The organism is Runella sp. R5_40 (assembly GCF_057652295.1).
On the sequence record NZ_JBYFCH010000015.1, the window covers coordinates 116,710 to 134,492 of the forward strand.

Sequence of the window (17,783 nt, forward strand, 5' to 3'; positions counted from 1 at the left end):
GGTTCATTAATTAAACACTAATCAAGCTTCATTTATTGTGAAGTTTGCAAAGTTACGCCAACTTTCCGAAAGTTTAAACAAACATTCGTTTTGTCAATAGCTCCTTTCTATAACCGAAATCGCTTTATCTTTGCGCCATGCGTTATTTTTTGGAACTTAATTACCGAGGGACGGACTTTCACGGGTGGCAAAAGCAACCCAATGCTCCCACCATTCAGGAAGAACTCGAACGGGCGTTTGGGGTTATTTTGCGGCAGCCACTCGAAATTATTGGCAGCAGCCGCACCGATGCGGGCGTTCATGCCGAACAACAATTTGCCCACTTTGACGTGCCCGAGCCCCTCCCCGCCCCCGACCGACTTATCCACGGCATCAACAGTGTCTTGCCCAACTCCATTGCGGTTAAAAACCTGACCTTGGTCAAAGACGATGTTCATTCGAGGTTTGCGGCGACGCACCGTTGTTATCAGTACCGAATCGTGTATCAGCGCAATCCATTTTTGGTGGATTTGGCACACACGTATCGGCCCATTTTGGATGTACAAAAAATGAACGAAGCGGCAAAACTTCTTCTACAATACGAAGATTTTGAGTGCTTTAGCAAAATCCACACCGACGTAAAGACATTCATTTGCCAGATTGCCTTTGCCTACTGGGAACCGACCGCCTTGGGCATCACTTTTCACATCAAAGCCAATCGCTTTTTGCGTGGCATGGTGCGTGCCATCGTAGGAACGCTGCTTGAAGTAGGGCGTGGCCGAATGAGTATTGAACAATTTGAGCAAATTATTATTTCCAAAAACCGTAAAAATGCCGCTGCTCAGGCACCTGCTTGCGGGCTTTTTTTGACCGAAGTAGGCTACGAATGGAACGAACTTTTGAACTAACTTATACTTCCCTTGAATAAAATAGGTATTATTATCCTCGCCGCGGGAGAATCAAAACGAATGGGTTCTCCAAAACAATTGCTCCAAATTGAGGGCAAGAGTCTAATCCATCGCACCGCTGAAATCGCCCTCGCTACCGACTGCTACCCCGTGGTGATGGTCATTGGTGCCAATAAACCGCAAATTGCCCCCGAAATTGTTGATTTACCCCTCACCGTCATCGACAACCCCATGTGGCACGAAGGCATGTCGTCGTCGGTAAAAATGGGACTTGCGGGCGTCTATATGACTTACAAAGAAATTGAAGCCGTCATCATTCTTGTCTGCGACCAGCCTTACCTTTCGGTTTCGTTGTTAGAACGGATGATTGAAATTTATACCACCAAAAAACCACGGCTCATTGCTTGTCGATATGGGGAGCAACTGGGCGTGCCTGCTTTATTTGATCGGACGCTTTTTGAAGAACTTTTAAATCTCAAAGGCGACAAAGGTGCCAAGCCTGTACTGATGAACCACCTCGACGAAGCGCATATCCTTCAGTTTGAAGCTGGCAGCATCGACCTCGATACGCCCGACGAGTACCAAGCCTTTCTGGATGGCCTTCGTTAATTTTCAAACATACTGACAAAAATCAGTAGTCAATTCTTCGATTTTAATTTGGATTTATTCTAAACAAATACGTATGTTTGCAAAAAATTAGAATTATTCTAAATAAAATTACTGTTGTAGTAAGCTCAAAGCAAGCCTTGCAGAAGATGAATAAGAATCCTCACATTGAAGCCGTTACGCTCCGTCTTAATCAATTTTTAGAAGTAAAAGGGTATCGCCGTACCCAAGAGCGTTACACCATTTTAGAGGAAATCTATGCAAAAAACGACCACCATCACTTCGATGCCAGTGAGTTACGCGAAACCCTCATTCAAAAGGGTTTTCATCTGAGCATGGCAACCGTTTATAATACCTTAGAATTATTTGTGGAAGCTGGGCTCATCAAAAAACATCAGTTTGGCGGACAAGCGGCTTCTCACTATGAGCGAACCGTTGGGAGCGGCCAGCACGACCACATTCTTTGTTTGGATTGTGGGTTTGTCAAAGAATTTTGCGACCCACGAATCCATACCATCGAAAAAACGGTCAGCGATTGGTTTTCTACCGACATTGCTTATCACTCTTTGGTGCTTTACGGCCACTGCACGGAGGAGCTTTGCAAAAACCGAATTACCAAGAATGTGAATTAATTTTTTTGCACCACTATTTATAATTAGTTTAAATTAAAATGAAATCATTTCCTCTTACATGGACATTGGGTGTCATTGCGGCACTGGTACTTTTTCTTCAAGCCTGTTCAAGCAGCGAGAAGGCATCAAACGAAACCGCTACTTCTGAAAAGAAAATCGGGGTATTGTTGGTCAATCACGGCTCTCGTTCGGAGACTTGGCGCAATGAATTGGTGCGTTTAGAAAAAAATGTAACTGATTCTGTATTGGCATCTGGCGATGTGAAAGGCATTAAAACGGCCTTCATGGAATACACCGAGCCGTCGATTGCGACGCGTCTCAAAGAGTTTGATAAAGAAGGCTTTACGGACGTGGTCGTGGTTCCAATTTTCTTGACTGTGAGCCCGCATACTTTTGAAGACCTGCCGACTATCATGGGACAAAAAGAAGATAAAGCCTCCATGGAAGCCCTGAAACTAGAGAAAATTGAGCGTTATGTTCCCAAAGCAGCCATCCACATTACCCCCAACTTAGACTTTACCGACGTATTAAAAAGAAACGTATTGCGCAGGGCAAAAGAACTTTCAAAAGATGCACCCCACGAAGGACTTGTGTTGATTGGCTACGGCGACGAAACCTACGACAAAGAATGGACGGAGTTGTTTAACCAAGTTGCCACACACGTAAAACAAGAAATTGGCATCAGCGAACATAGCCACGGCTGGTGCGGGCACATTGCTCACTACAATCCTGCCGAAACCACCAAGGCAGTAAATGAAGTCTTAAAGAAAAAAGAGAAGGCCGTCGTCATTCCTGTGTTGGTTGCGCACGACGAAGACTTTCAGCTTAAAATCATCGGAGGTGGCATCGATAAAGTGGCTAACAGTGAAAAAAAGGTTTCTTACAAGCCTGATGCCATCCTCCCCGACCCTGACATTCAGCATTGGGTTATTACCGTCGCCAATGAGTTTGTAGGTAAAATCAAAAAAAGCTAAGTGACAATGGACTGGTCAAAAAAGGCGCTTCGGCGGCTCAACATCGCCACGCACCGTGATTTAGGCTATTTTTTTTCGGCTTTGATTATTGTCTATTGTTTGTCGGGCATTGCGCTGAATCACGTCGATGATTGGAATCCTGACTTTATTTTGACAAAACGTGAGTTGGTCATTCCTACCAACTACCAGATGGGCAAAATTGGCGAAAAAGAAATTGCTGAGTTTGCCAAAATGGTGGGAGAAGGTCGCCACAAATACGTGGACTCTCCCACCAAAGATCAGCTCAAAATTTATTACAAAGACGCCTCTTTTCACCTCAATTTCACGAGCCGAAAAGGATTGTACGAGCACATTTCCAAGCGCCCACTTTTTTACGAAGTCAACGCCATTCACCGCAATAGCCTCCACGGCTGGAAATGGGCTTCCGATGTCTTTGCCGTTTTGCTCATTTTGATAACGTTGACGGGTCTTTTTATCCTAAAAGGTAAACATGGGCTCGGTGGGCGTGGGAAATGGCTCCTTGCCGCTGGTTTTGCTCCTATCCTTCTTTTCGTCGTGTTACTTTCATTCAAATGATGAGCTCCATGAAATACCTTTTGGTTGGACTTTTTTGGTGGATCAATGCGTCAGCATTTTGTCAAACACCCCAAGGAAAAGTGTTTGGTACGGTCAAAGATGCCTCGGGGCCTATCGCTGGCGCTACCGTTGCCGTACCTTCTACTTCTTGGGGAACAGTGACGGATGCCAAAGGCCAATTTGAACTTGCGCTCCCCCAAGGAAAACATACGATTAGTATTCGCTTTGTGGGTTTGGCCACGGTTCAAAAAGAAGTAAACGTAGATAACGTTTCAATCGCTATGGGGGAAATTTTGCTAACTCCTTCGACCAATCAGCTGGATGCGGTGGTTGTGACAGGGCAATTTGGTCCACAGTCGGTACGCAATTCGGTGTATCAAATCCGTACTATTTCTAACGAACAAATTCGCCTGCGTGGAGCAACCAACATCCAAACCGTCCTGAATACGGAACTCGGAATGCGTTTCTCTAACGACCTGACTTTAGGAACGACCGATGTTCAGCTAATGGGAATGTCGGGGCAAAATGTCAAAATTTTGTTGGACGGTGTCCCGATGATTGACCGTGGTTCTACCCGCGAGAGTTTGGGTCAAATTGACATCAACATCATCGACCGAATTGAGATTGTCGAAGGCCCCATGTCTGTTTCGTATGGCTCAGATGCGCTGGCGGGCGTCATCAATATCATTACCAAAAAAGGAGATGAAAAAGCCAACCTGACCCTAACCGCTCGTGTGCAAGAAGAAACGACGGGGCGCGATTACCAACCCTTTGCGGGCGAGGGTACGCATAATGAATTTCTGGGCGTGGCTTGGCAAAAAAAAGGCTGGCAGGTATCAGGCAATTTTTCACGCAACTTCTTCGGCGGATGGCAAGGAGCCAACACAGGCCGTAAAAAAGAATGGTTACCCAAAGAGCAGTACCTTTCAACGGCGGGAATCGCCTACCGAACTCAAAAAGTAAACGTTTGGTATCGTTTCAATGGTACGTCCGAAACCCTCAAAAGCCTGGGTGATACTTACATCAATACCCAAACCAAAAACCTATCGGCTACTGACCAGTTTTATGTCACCTACCGTTGGTTTCATCAGGCACAAGGTGAGTACCAAGTCAATGACAAAACAGGCCTTACTGCTGCCGTATCGTTTACGGATTACAGCCGCCAAACCGAAACCACTGACTATGACCTTGTTCGCGAGCGACGTACCCTCAACCTGAGTGGGTCACAGGATAAGTCAACGTTCAAAACTACCTTTGCCCGACTGACGGCACAGCATCGGTTTTCGAGCCACGTTTCGCTTCAGCATGGGTTTGAAATGAACCTCAATTCCAGCGCAGGGGAGCGTATCCAAGGCACGCCACACATCAACGAGTTTGCTTATTTTGTTTCGTCTGAGTTTAAAATTGGCAAAAAAATCAACGTTCGTCCAGGGCTTCGGTTTCTCAAAAACTCCGTGTACGATGCCCCGCCCGTCATTCCGTCCATCAATACCAAGTTCATTTTGGCCGATGGTCTTGACTTGCGGTTGGCCTACGCCCGAGGGTTTCGTTCTCCCGCACTGCGCGAATTGTATTTTACTTTTTTTGACGCAAGTCATTCCATTAGAGGCAATACCAATTTAAAAGCGGAAGACTCTGATAGTTTCAATGCCTTCCTGTCTTATCAAGTGATTGCGAAACCTACCTTGCGATTCAACAGCACGTTGGGTGGTTTTTACAATCACTTCAACAACCTCATTTCGATTGGCACTGACCCAACCAACCCAGCGATTTCGACTTACATGAACATTGATACCTTCAAAACCACAGGATTCACGTTCAACAACACGCTTTTCTGGAAAAACTTGCAAGGTAGTCTTGGTTTCTCACACATTGGCCGTTACAACAGCGTTTCGGAATCGGTTTCATCTCCAGCTTTTGTTTGGTCCAACGAGGTCAATACCAACCTCCGCTATACGATTCCCCAAATAGCAACCAGCCTAAGTTTTTATTACAAATACACGGGAAAACTACCCACCTATCAGGCAGTCAGTACCGAGAATGGCACCATCGCCAGCCTTGCCGAAACGGCCGCTTTTCACATGGCCGATGTTACGTTAAACAAAGTCTTTTTCAAAAACTATACGCTTGTGGGAGGGGTAAAAAACCTCTTCAACGTCACTCGCTTGGCCAATTCTGCTGTCAATACAGGCGCAGGGCATAGTTCAGGGGGCGCAGTTCCCATGGCGTATGGCAGGTCATTTTTTGTGGGACTGACCGCCCAATTGTCTAAATGAGTTCGGGTCTGACGATACGAGTGCGGGTCAGACGATAGTCAGACCCACTTTACAGCCACGCAATCGTCCACCAATCTGAAGTCTGACTATCGTCTGACTCCAACTAAAAACAATAAATAAACTTTTATCAAAATGAAAAAAATACTCTGCACCTTATTCGTTACCACCAGCATTTGGGCTTTTACTGCCTGTGAACAAAAGGTAGAATTACCCGATAACCTCGCCTCGTTTACCACCACCGCACAAGGACTCGAAGGAGACGAAGCAAGTATTCAAATTGCGCTCAGCCGCGCTGCCGACGCGGCAGTGCCCGTAAGTATTCAGCTAACGCCCACGTTGTTGACATACGACAAAGAATTTACGACCGAACCTGCCGCAAGTAATAATGTCATTTCGGCCACCATCCCAGCGGGGCAGTCAGGGGTTACGATCAAAGTAAAAAAGAAAGCCAATGTGTTTTTGAATGGTGATGAAAGCTTGGCGCTCAAAATCACATCGGTAGGAACGCCCGTTTTGATGGGCTTAAACACCGAACTGAAACTAAGCTTTGCCGCCATTACCTCCACAGGAAGTCAATTAACTGCCGAGGGAAAAACGGCCGAATCGAATTATGCCAACAACGTCTATATCGACCTCAGCGCCAATGCTACGACCCTTTCAACCCGTAAAAGCTGGAATTTAGGGTTTTACCAAGGTGGACAGTTCCGTGTCATTCTCAATCACAGCTACCAAACCTCCGCTGCTGCCACGGCCAAAACGGACATTACTGCCGTCACCTTGGCCGACACGGCTTCTGTCTTAGACTTAAACTTTGCACCTGGGGCCGAAGGTTCATTGGCGTTGTGTGACTATTGGGATGGTGATTTAACCAAAACATCCTTTGCTGAAGTATCGGCTACTGAATCCCAAAACAAAGTGTATTTGGTTAGTTTTGAAGGAAGTAAAGCCAAAAATCAGTGGTACAAAGTAAAAGTAAACCGCAACGGAGAAGGCTATAAAGTACAGTTCGCGCGCATTGGCGAAACGACGATTCAGACCATTGATATACCTAAAAACGCCGATTACAACTTCTCTTTCCTATCGCTCGAAACGGCCAAATTGGTAAGCGCCGAACCTCGCAAAGCGAGTTGGGACATTCAGTGGGGCTACAGCACCTCCAACGCAGGCACCGTTCCTGCTACGCCGTATTGGTTCCAAGATTTCATTTCGCTCAACTACGCCGCAGGTGCCGAAGCAGCCGAAATTCTCACTTCTGCCACTACTTACGAGGCTTTTGGCGAAAGTAATCTAACAGGTTTGACCTTCCTCAAAACCCGCGACGCCATCGGCAGCAAATGGCGCAATACCGCCCCGGGCACTACGGCGGGTATTCGCAAAGACCGTTTTTACGTCGTCAAAGACCCTGCAGGCAACTATTACAAAGTACGCTTCATTAGCATGGGCTTGGCCAGCGACGGCGGAGAACGTGGCAAACCTGTCTTTGAATATGCCCTTGTCAAGAAAAAATAGGCGTTCGGGTCAGACGATAGTCAGACCCGAACGCCTTACCAATCTAACTGACTATTTCTTGGTCAGACGATAGTCAGACCAGAAATCTGGCTTCCGTCTGACTGTATCACTGTACCTAACCAGTCTGACTATCGTCTGACTTCTTTGTAGAATTTTAATTAATTAACCACATAAAATGAAAATTTCTCTTCCCCACACATTACAACTCACCTCAAGATTAGTACTTGTTTTTGTATTGATAAGTACCTTTGCTTGGTCACAAAACGCCACCCTCAAAGGCCGCGTTACTACCACCGACGGCAAGGCAGCCGAGTTTGTTAACGTCATTTTAAAAGGAACAAACAAAGGGGTAGTCGCTGATGCGGAAGGTAACTATGAGTTGACCAACATCAAACCAGGCAATTACACTTTGCAAGCAAGTTTTGTTGGTTTAACTCCCCTGTCTAAAAAAATCACCCTTACCGCAGGACAAGTACTGGAAGAAAACGTAGAACTCGCCGCCAATAGCCAACAGCTTCAAGAAGTGCTGGTTACGGCCAATCCGAGCAAATACGTTTCTGATTATCCATCCATCTCACTGCGACTCAAAACGCCTTTGTTGGAACTTCCCCAAAATATTCAGGTGGTAACGGCCCAAACGTTGAAAGACCAACAAATTTTTGACATGTCGGAGGGCGTAACGCGTAATGTCAGCGGAGCTGCCCGCTCTGAACACTGGGAAACGTATGCGCGTATTTCGATGCGCGGGTCACGCATTGCTGCTTTCCGAAACGGAATGAACGTCACCGAAGTTTGGGGGCCACTTACCGAAGACATGAGCATGGTAGAACGTATTGAGATTGTCAAAGGCCCCGCGGGGTTTATGTTGGCCAGCGGCGAACCGAGCGGTTTTTACAACGTAGTTACCAAAAAGCCCACAGGTATGACCAAAGCAGAAGCTACGATGACGGTCGGAAGTTTTGGAACGTACCGTAGTTCAATGGATTTTGATGGAAAATTGAGCAAAGATGGAAAAGTTCTGTACCGTCTCAATTTGATGGGACAAATGAAAGGTACGCACCGCAATTACGAGTTCAACAACCGTGTGTCAATCGCTCCCGTCATTAAGTTTCAAATCAACCCTACCACCTCTCTAACGGCCGAATATACCCTTCAAGGAGTCGGTATGTCTCCGATTGGTTCGGCCTATGCCTTCTCTCCCAAAGGAATTAGCGACTTGCCACACGATTTTACGATGTTGGAACCCAACATGAGAACCACGAACATCAAAGACCAGTCGCTATTCATCACCCTTTCGCACAGCATTAATGCCAACTGGAAATTTACGGGTCAAGTAGCGTATTTACACTTCGACCAAGTAGGCGAAAGCCTCTGGGCGTCAGGATTTAGCGGCGACACGCTAAAAAGAACTTCCAGTATTTGGGATATTTTGGGGCAAACTAAAGTAGGACAGTTTTTTGTCAACGGTGATGTACAAACGGGAGGAATCAAACACCGCATTTTGACGGGCATCGACATGGGCAACAAGGATTTTTACCACGATTGGAGTCAAGGAGGGATTGTGGGAGACTTGAACGTCTATAAGCCTGTTTACGGACAAATTCCTGCCAAAAATTACGCCGTTTATGACCGTAGTCTGAGCATCCGTGAGCGTGGAGTTCATTATAACAATGTTTATACCGCGCTGTACGCCCAAGATGAAATTCGTCTGGCCAACGATAAACTTCGCGTCACGTTGGCAGGCCGCTATACCTCCACCAACGACATTGACCCTTACTCTGGCACCGTAAAATCGGGCAAGTTTACGCCACGTTTTGGTCTTAGTTATTCCATCAACAAAAGCACAAGCGTGTATGCGGTCTATGATGAATCGTTTATTCCGCAAGCGGGTGGTACGTTTGAAGGGAAAAAATTTGACCCTATCGTTGGCAACAACAAAGAAGTTGGAATCAAAAAAGAATGGCTTGATGGCCGCTGGAATGCCTCCGCGAGTGTGTATCGAATCACCAAAAATAACGTTTTAACCGCAGACCCTAACCACCAGTTTTTCTCAATTCAGTTGGGACAAACCCAAACGCAGGGAATAGAACTCGACCTCCGCGGACAAATAGTATCGGGCTTAGACATTACGATGAATTATGCCCTTACCGACGCTAAAATCACCAAAGATACCGACAACAAACAAGTCAATAAGCAAGTGCCTGGCACCGACAAGCACATCGCCAACGCTTGGCTGAGCTACCGCGTACAATCTGGGAAAGCGTCAGGGTTAGGACTTTCATTAGGGGTTCAGAATACCAGCGGAAGAACCAACTGGTACGGAATTTACAATCCTGACGTTGACCCATCTATGCCCAACTACACGCGCTTTGACGGAGCTATTTCGTACCAGTTGAACAAGTTTGGGATTGCCTTAAACGTAAACAACATTTTCAATAAGTACCTCATTACGGGCGGTGCCTATTATCCTTGGAGCTCAAGCTATTACTCACAGGTGGAAGCCCTAAGAAATGCCCGCTTGAGCATTAACTATAAGTTTTAGTTTTTTTCTGTGTTCCACCTCTCCTACTCAGGGAAGTGGAACACAGTTTGGTATGACATAAATTATCAAAAAATGAACTTCAAAAAAATCATTGGCTTCATTCACCTCTGGCTCGGGCTTTTGTCGGGGTTTGTCGTGTTTGTAGTAAGCCTTACGGGCTGCCTGTACGCCTTTCAGCAAGAAATTCAGGATGCACTCCAAGACTTTCGCTTTTCAAAAGTGGAAAACAAAGCCATACTTCCCCCCTCGGCCTTTGAGGCAGTTGCCCGTAAAACCTTACCCAAAGCCCATTTGCACGCCATCAATTACCCCGCAAAAGGGCGCAGTGTCGAGGCTATTTTTTTTGATTTTGCCCCCAACGAACACTATTACATTGTTTATCATAACCCTTATACTGCCGAGGTGCTACACGTCCAAAACATGGAAGAGACTTTTTTCCATTGGGTATTAGATGGCCACTATTACCTGTGGCTTCCTCCCGAAATTGGACAACCCATTACCTCTTATGCTACCCTTATTTTTGTGTTTTTGCTCATTACAGGTATCGTCCTTTGGTGGCCTAAAAACAAAGCAGCGGCGAAACAACGCTTCTGGTTTCGCTGGAAAGATGCGACGCAATGGAAACGCAAAAACTATGATTTACACAACATTTTAGGGTTTTATAGCTCTACTTTGTTACTCATTATCGCAGTTACGGGTATATTTTTTGGTATCCAATGGTTTACTTATCTCATTTATAATGCCACGGGAGGGGAAAAAAACTTGTTGTTTACGGAGCCCGTCTCGCAAAAACCCATTCAAACCAACTTTAAAAAACCCGTCACTGATTTGATTTGGGAAAAAATGAAAGCCGAACACCCTGATGCAGTTTCGCTCGAAGTTCACGCCATCGAATCTGATTCTTCCACCATTGGGGCCAACGTAAATAAAAAAGATGGGGTTTATTGGAGCATCGACTACCGTTATTTTGACCAATACACCTTAAAAGAAATCTCGGTTGATCACGTCTATGGAAGACTAAAAGACGCAAATGTTGCCGATAAATTAATCCGAATGACCTACGATATTCATACAGGGGGTATTTTAGGTCTTGCGGGAAAAGTACTGGCTTTTTTACTTTCTGTCGTGGCCACCAGTTTGCCCATTACAGGCTTTATGGTTTGGTGGGGGCGAAGAAAAAAGAAAGAAAGAACAGCTGTAAAATCGGCGAAAGTCGAAGTTATTTAAACAATTGTGTGGCTGGTTGCTCACAACCAGCCCATTCTCCTAAAAACAACCATGAATTGTGGTCAGACGATAGTCAGACCACAACACACACATCAGATTTTTTACCATTTTATTAGACCTATTTTCACGGTCTGACTACCGTCTGACCTAGTTCAAAATCATTGTTCAAACCCCCATGAGCAATTTTTATAACGAAGCACTGCTTTTATCAGATGCCAACGAAATCTTAGCGCATTCGGGCTATCAGAACAATAATTGAAGCTATTTTTTTGCACATTTAATTATAATTAGTCTAAATTAATTTTTAAAAATAACTCATTTACAGGCATGTGCGAATTTAAAACCCTTCACTTAGACGATAAACTGGGCTACGTGCTTCAGTGTATCCACTGCAAACAAATCACCATTGGATTTGGGATTTTGGTCTTCAGCCGTACTGTCACCGAATTTTATAAACTGGTACAAGATACGCACAGTTGTTATGCTCATCATTTAGCAATGGGCATTGACCCTAAATTACGTAGCATTCCTTTTCTACAATTAAGCGAATATAGCTGCGTCACCGTCTCGCTCAATGACCTTTATTATTTAGGTGAATTATTGGACTTTGCCTGTGCCAAACTCCAACTGGAAAAAATGATTGCGTCACTTCCCAACAACTAACGCTGCTATGAAAACGCTGCACTTCCGCACCAACATCGACTGTCCCTTTCGGCTCTTGAAAGCGACCTGTGGTTTGGAGTGCCTTCGGGGAAAGTATTGTCATTTTAGTGTCGATTTGGTGGAACAGAACCACATTCTTACTATTAAAACCGACGATTTACAACCCGATGAAATTATCCAAGCCTTGAAACAAGAAGGGGTCTCTTGCGAGATGCTTCTTCACAGCTGATGTAAAAAGGGATTTTAGTAATCCCTTTTTTTTACTACTTTTGCCCCCAGTTTATGGTGCTAGTCAAAAATACCCTTTTTGACCCAAGCTTAATAGGGAAGTCGGTGCAATGCCGACGCTGTCCCCGCAACTGTAAGTTTCGTTCGTTTGTTTTCACTCTGCTTTGCCACTGCCCTTTTGGGGCGGGAAGGTCTGAAAACAAGAAACAAGCCAGGAGACCTGCCATTGATTATCCTTGATTGTGTTCTTACGGAGGATGAGAACAGTTGAGTGCTTTTTTTTCATACTTATTTTTAAAAAATGGTCAGACGTACTTCTACTGTACTCGTCTCTGTGCTTGGTATTGCTTTGGCAGGATTCAGTCCCAACTGTTATTCCCAAAAAGAGCAAACACTCTGTGAAGTAACCGTCACGGCGGTTAAACCCGAGCGATTTATGATTGGGCAAAAAGTCAAAGACATTGACTCCACGCAGCTTGCCCAAAATCGCTTCACAACCCTCGCCAATTTCTTGCAATTTCAGTCACCCATTGCTTTCAAAAGCTACGGGGCAGGTCAGCTTGCCACGATTTCGTTTCGAGGTACCTCATCCAGCCACACGGCTGTCTTGTGGAATGGCGTAAATATCAACTTCCCCTCTTTGGGGCAGTCAGACTTTTCAACCCTTCCGATGAGCGGTTTCGACGAAATGACGATTCAATACGGTTCGGCGGCAAGTTGCGTAGGTACTGACGCCGTTGGGGGAAGTATTTTACTTCGCTCAGTTCCCAAGTTCAACCAAACGGGCCTTCAAGCCATTGCTGGAGTAAGCGCCGAAAGCTCCAAAAATTTTGCAGGACAAGCGGGGTTAAGGTTTTATTATCCAGTAGCTAAAAATTGGAAATTATCGGGCAAAACACTTTTTTACGGAGCAGATATTCGCAACGATTTTGGCAATGACCCGATTCAAAATAGAAAAGGAGCTCAGTACCCCGTTGAACCCATGCAAACGCTACAAAAAGGGTTTGTTCAGGACATTTATGCCCTCCATTCCAACGGAAATCTGTTCAGTTTAAATGCTTGGATTACCGACAACAACCTCACCATTCAGCCAAACAGCTTGATTCTGAGAGAGATTACTCAAACCAAGGCACAACGGTATGTGTTGTCGTACAACGTTGGAAAAACCCTCCTGAGGGCAGCTTATATCAACGATGTGTTGGACTACGGAAGGGCTGACAACACAAACCCTAGTCATACCAACATTGACCGTTATTTATTTCGGGTTGAGCACGATTTTTCGTGGATTAAAAGCTGTGAAAGAGGAACAAACCTCAAAGTTGGTTCAGAAGTTACCCACTATGCGGCACAAGTGGATGGATACGGCAAAGAGCTAAAAACCGAAAACCGCGCCGACTTTTACATGCTGCTTCGGTACCAGCACAGTCTGCGGTTTTCTAGTTCACTCAACCTTCGTCAGGCGCTGGTGAGCGGCTACAATCCCCCTTTTACTCCGTCTCTTGGCCTTGATTACCGCGTTTTTAGCACCCCTACCGACCGCCTTAACCTTACCACCAATATCGCCTACAGCTATCGCGTCCCGACCCTCAATGAACGTTATTGGGTCAACCTCGGAAACCCAGCCCTCCAACCCGAAGTTGGATTTAACAAAGAAATTGGCGCAGTTTGGAAACGGCGCACTTCTGAGCACTTCCATCAGCAATACAGCATCAATGCGTTTCACAATTTGATTGACAACTGGACGTATTGGAATCCTGACAAAAATTATAAAGTCGAAAATTTACAACAGGTACTCGCCAAAGGCATTGAAATCGAAACCAGCCACCGAGTCATCACCGCTGCTTGGGAAGCAACGGCACAGTTTCAATACGCCTTGACGCATTCTTCCCAACAAAAAGCCTACGGCCCTTATACCCAAGACATTTTGGGCAAACAGTTGATTTACGTCCCTCGGCACAGTCTCAGCGGCACGTTGGGCGTCACATCGGGAGCTTGGTCATTTACTGTTCAGCAACTCTATAACTCAGCACGTTTTATCACCTTTGACCATTCGGGACGGCCCTTTCCTGGTTATTACCTGATGAACGCTTGGGCAACTTACCAGTACAAACTCAAGCAACATCGGCTTCATTTTCAGTTGCAAGGCAATAATTTGACCAACACACTATATCCCAATCTCAAGAAAAATGCGATGCCAATGCGCTCGGTATCGTTCAATGTCATTTTCATTTTCAATCAAAAAAAATAAATTCATGAAAATCAACTCCATTTTAGTTGCACTCTTTACAGTAAATCTTCTTGCCTCTTGCGAAAAAAACGAAACCGAACCCGTACAACCCTATGATACAGGGGTGATTGTTGTCAACGCTGGAAATTTCACGGACAATAATGGCACACTCAGCCTCATCCAACGCACTGGTCAAACGGCAGTTACTGATATTTTCCAAAAAGAAAACATGCGTTCTATCGCAGGGGGCTTGAGTGGCTATGCCGAAGTAAATGACAAAGGCATTATTTTGGTCGATAATTCGACGGCGGGCAAGGATGCCATCGAAATCGTAAACGCCCGCACCTTTAAAACCGTAGCAACGATTCCTTCTGCCGAAATTGAAAATCCGCGCACTGTCATCAAAGTTTCCGAAACAAAAGCGTACGTCAGTGCGTGGGATGCAACGGGCGATTTCTCTAATTTTTACAAAAACCCAGGCTACATCGCGGTGTTGGATTTGACATCGAACAAGATTGTGAAAAAAATCGCCGTTCAAAACGGCGCCGAATCGCTGGCATTAGTAGGAAATGAAGTATATGTCGGAAATACAGGTTCGGGAAAAACCGTCTTAACTGTGATTGACGTCACAACGGATGCCGTAAAACAAACAATTGAGGTAGGCCGCAATCCAAACATCATTGGCGTGGACGCAAGCAGCAAACTTTGGGTATATGCAGGAGGTGAGCTGCAAAAGATAAATACCAGCTCAAAAACAGTAGAAAACAAACTCAAAATCACCGCTTCTAACGCGTCAAAATCGCCCAGTTCGTTTGTTTTGAGTGCCGACAAAGCGACGATTTACTACACATTCTCGTTTTATGATGCCGCAGATAACTACGTTCAAAAAGGTGAAACCTACAGTTTCAGCACGACAAGTACGGCCATTGAAGCAAAGACTCCTTTTATCAACCGCCTATTTAGTGGTGGCTTGGCCGTTGACCCACAAACGGGCGATTTGTACGCTGGTTTAGTTCCTTCTTACAAACAAGCAGGTTACGTTTTTCGCTATAAATCGAACGGGACACTCATTGATTCGGTAAAGGCTGAAATTGCCCCAAGCAAGTTTTTCTTCAAAAAATAAGCATTCATATCCACCCATTAACAGTTAGCAGTGATGTTTTAGGGAGTATCCAAACGGGTACTCCCTTTTTTTACACCAAAGCCACCCTTTACACCCCACTCTTAGTAGCCCAAACCAGCCCGAGGTTCGTATAATAATCAGCTACAAACTTTATTATCCCTTGGACAATGCCCACTATTCTACTAACCTTTCTCATCGCATTTACCTCCGCTTTTTACGTTGCGGCCCAACCCTCAGCTATCTACCACCAAGACATAAAAACCGATATTACGCTTCCCACTGAAGCTGGGAAAAATACGCTAAAGCTTTTTCAGTCGAAAGACCAACGAATCTGCGTTACCTCGACGGGTATTTTTCGGTTCAAATCAGGAAAGTGGAGTGGCCAAAAGCAATCCACTGAATTGACAAACGCTTCATTAGATGGCGATGGAAATATATGGATGGCGACTGCTCGGGGCATTTATTCCGAAAAAAAAGAGAAACAAATCCCCCAACCGCCGCTTTCGCAAACCGATACCATCCTGACCCTTTTTTGGGAAACACCTAAGCAACTCTGGGTGGGTACCAACAACGGCCTAATGGGCTGGAATGGGCAATGGTCACCGTCGCTTTACGTCAAAGAAAGCCGCGTGAATAGCGTAGCCAAAGACGCTCAAGGACAACTTTACGTCGCAACCAACCGTGGACTGTGGCGACGTACCAATGGGCGATGGTTTAACCTCGACGAAAGCCTCATGGCCGTAGGAAATAAAGAAATGTATTTTGCCCTGACCAATTACAACAACGAGCAAGACATGGTTTATAGTAGCCTGTGGTCGGTGGGATGTATTGCCAACGACGGAAATCATTGGGTGCTGAGAGCCACCGACGGACTTCCTTACGGGCCTGTTACGGTACTTACGCCTTTCGCAAGCGGGCTTTGGATGGGAACTCAAAAAGGATTGATAAAAAAAGATAGTCGCTGGCAATACTACAACGGCAGACGCTGGCTTCCCGACAACCAAGTGAATGACATTTTAGTCGTTGATTCACTGACAGTTTGGGTAGCAACGCCGCAAGGAATTGCCCAAATTCAGCAGCAAGCGATGACCTTGGAAGAAAAAGCCAAACGAATCGAACAGACGATTGTGCTACGGCACAATCGCCGTGGATTGGTCAACCATTCTCATCTAAAAGTGGCGGGGGATATTTCGACAAGTTACCTCAACAATGAAGATAACGACGGCTTGTGGACGGCCTGTTATTTGGTCGCCGAATGTTTCCATTATGCCTCCACGGGCGACTCTTCCGCAAAAAACCGAGCCATTCGCACCTTTGAAGCCCTAGAACGACTCGAAAAGGTTTCGGGCATTTCGGGTTATCCTGCCCGTTCGTATGCCTTAGCTACCGACCCCATCACACAGTCACGGTCGCCACACCCAAAACTCTGGCATCCTTCGCCCGACGGCCAATGGCAATGGTTGGACGACACCAGTTCGGACGAAATCACAGGTCATATTTTTGCCTTACCTATATTTTATGATTTGGTGGCCAACGATGAACAAAAAGAAAGAACGAAACAGCTCATCAAACGCACCGTTGACCATATCATTGACCACAATTATCACTTGATTGACTTCGACGGCAAGCCAACCCGTTGGGGAGTTTGGCATCCCGATTCGCTCAATCATTCGCCCAATTGGATGTACGAACGGGGACTCAATTCCTTACAAATTTTGTCTTTTCTCAAAACCGCCTTCCACTTTACAGGTGATGAAAAGTACGAAAAGCACTATCACTATTTGGTAAATCAACACGGTTATGCCAAAAATGCCCTGCAAGCCAAGGTTTTTGGGCCGTTTGAAACCAGCCATTCTGACGATATTCTGAACTTTTTCCCTTATTATGGTTTGCTCAATTACACAAAAGGAGACCCCAATCGCGAACTCTACCTCAAAAGCCTCGAACGAAGTTGGAAAGCCGTTAAGTCTGACCACATGCCTATCTGGAACGTAATGGCAAGTGTGATGCTGCGCAAAGATTGTGATGTAGCCATCGCTTTGGAAGAAATCCAGCAGTTTCCGCTCGACTTGATTAATTGGCGGATGGAAAACAGTCATCGTTGGGATTTACCCAAAGACCCGTTGATAAGCCGTTTCCGCCGTCTTCAATCCACCGAGCCCATCCCTACCCCCGAAAGCGGTGTCTCACGCTGGAACACCAACCCAAAAGAATTTGATTCGGGCGATGGTGGCAAAACCGAAGACAGTGGTTCCTACTTTCTTTTTGCGTATTGGATGGGGCGGTATTATGGATTTTGGTAGAACCACTACC

General features: G+C 45.6%; 14 protein-coding genes and 1 riboswitch. All 14 genes read left to right on the top strand.

Translation table 11 applies throughout. The features are described 5' to 3' along the window. Positions 1-137: 137 nt before the first annotated feature. The 14 genes from truA (at position 138) to AC23N5_RS21815 (ending at position 17,773) form a co-directional block, all read left to right on the top strand. Positions 138-887, top strand: a complete 750-nt coding sequence (gene truA, locus AC23N5_RS21750) for a tRNA pseudouridine(38-40) synthase TruA (protein ID WP_183973078.1) — start codon at positions 138-140, stop codon at positions 885-887. A 12-nt stretch (positions 888-899) separates the two neighbouring features. Beyond that, positions 900-1,496 carry a nucleotidyltransferase family protein gene (locus AC23N5_RS21755; RefSeq protein WP_487757231.1) on the top strand — a complete coding sequence of 199 codons (597 nt, stop codon included), beginning with the start codon at positions 900-902 and terminating at the stop codon, positions 1,494-1,496. A gap of 146 nt (positions 1,497-1,642) precedes the next feature. After that, entirely contained in the window at positions 1,643-2,125 is a 483-nt protein-coding gene (locus AC23N5_RS21760; protein WP_183973082.1) for a Fur family transcriptional regulator, read from the top strand. A gap of 38 nt (positions 2,126-2,163) precedes the next feature. Continuing rightward, the gene (locus AC23N5_RS21765; RefSeq protein WP_487757232.1) at positions 2,164-3,099 is read left to right on the top strand and encodes a sirohydrochlorin chelatase; all 936 of its coding nucleotides are present in this window, start codon (positions 2,164-2,166) and stop codon (positions 3,097-3,099) included. A gap of 6 nt (positions 3,100-3,105) precedes the next feature. Continuing rightward, positions 3,106-3,675 (top strand): PepSY-associated TM helix domain-containing protein, encoded by a 570-nt coding sequence (locus tag AC23N5_RS21770; RefSeq protein WP_487757233.1) that lies wholly within the window; start codon positions 3,106-3,108, stop codon positions 3,673-3,675. A gap of 8 nt (positions 3,676-3,683) precedes the next feature. Then, entirely contained in the window at positions 3,684-5,951 is a 2,268-nt protein-coding gene (locus AC23N5_RS21775; protein WP_487757234.1) for a TonB-dependent receptor, read from the top strand. Positions 5,952-6,083: 132 nt separating this feature from the next. After that, entirely contained in the window at positions 6,084-7,460 is a 1,377-nt protein-coding gene (locus AC23N5_RS21780; RefSeq protein WP_487757235.1) for an HmuY family protein, read from the top strand. A gap of 175 nt (positions 7,461-7,635) precedes the next feature. Further along, entirely contained in the window at positions 7,636-10,002 is a 2,367-nt protein-coding gene (locus AC23N5_RS21785) for a TonB-dependent siderophore receptor (protein WP_487757236.1), read from the top strand. A 72-nt stretch (positions 10,003-10,074) separates the two neighbouring features. Then, positions 10,075-11,229 (top strand): PepSY-associated TM helix domain-containing protein, encoded by a 1,155-nt coding sequence (locus AC23N5_RS21790; protein ID WP_487757237.1) that lies wholly within the window; start codon positions 10,075-10,077, stop codon positions 11,227-11,229. A 327-nt stretch (positions 11,230-11,556) separates the two neighbouring features. Then, on the top strand, positions 11,557-11,892 hold the full coding sequence (locus AC23N5_RS21795; RefSeq protein WP_487757238.1) for a hypothetical protein: 336 nt from the start codon (positions 11,557-11,559) through the stop codon (positions 11,890-11,892). A gap of 7 nt (positions 11,893-11,899) precedes the next feature. Then, positions 11,900-12,121 carry a hypothetical protein gene (locus AC23N5_RS21800; RefSeq protein ID WP_183973098.1) on the top strand — a complete coding sequence of 74 codons (222 nt, stop codon included), beginning with the start codon at positions 11,900-11,902 and terminating at the stop codon, positions 12,119-12,121. A 37-nt stretch (positions 12,122-12,158) separates the two neighbouring features. Then, positions 12,159-12,362, top strand: a riboswitch (cobalamin riboswitch). Between the two features lie 59 nt (positions 12,363-12,421). Further along, positions 12,422-14,368 carry a TonB-dependent receptor plug domain-containing protein gene (locus tag AC23N5_RS21805; protein WP_487757239.1) on the top strand — a complete coding sequence of 649 codons (1,947 nt, stop codon included), beginning with the start codon at positions 12,422-12,424 and terminating at the stop codon, positions 14,366-14,368. Positions 14,369-14,372: 4 nt separating this feature from the next. Continuing rightward, entirely contained in the window at positions 14,373-15,470 is a 1,098-nt protein-coding gene (locus AC23N5_RS21810; protein ID WP_487757240.1) for a YncE family protein, read from the top strand. A gap of 167 nt (positions 15,471-15,637) precedes the next feature. Then, complete coding sequence (locus AC23N5_RS21815; RefSeq protein ID WP_487757241.1) at positions 15,638-17,773, top strand: transcriptional regulator; 2,136 nt, start codon at positions 15,638-15,640, stop codon at positions 17,771-17,773. The last annotated feature ends 10 nt before the right edge of the window (positions 17,774-17,783 follow it).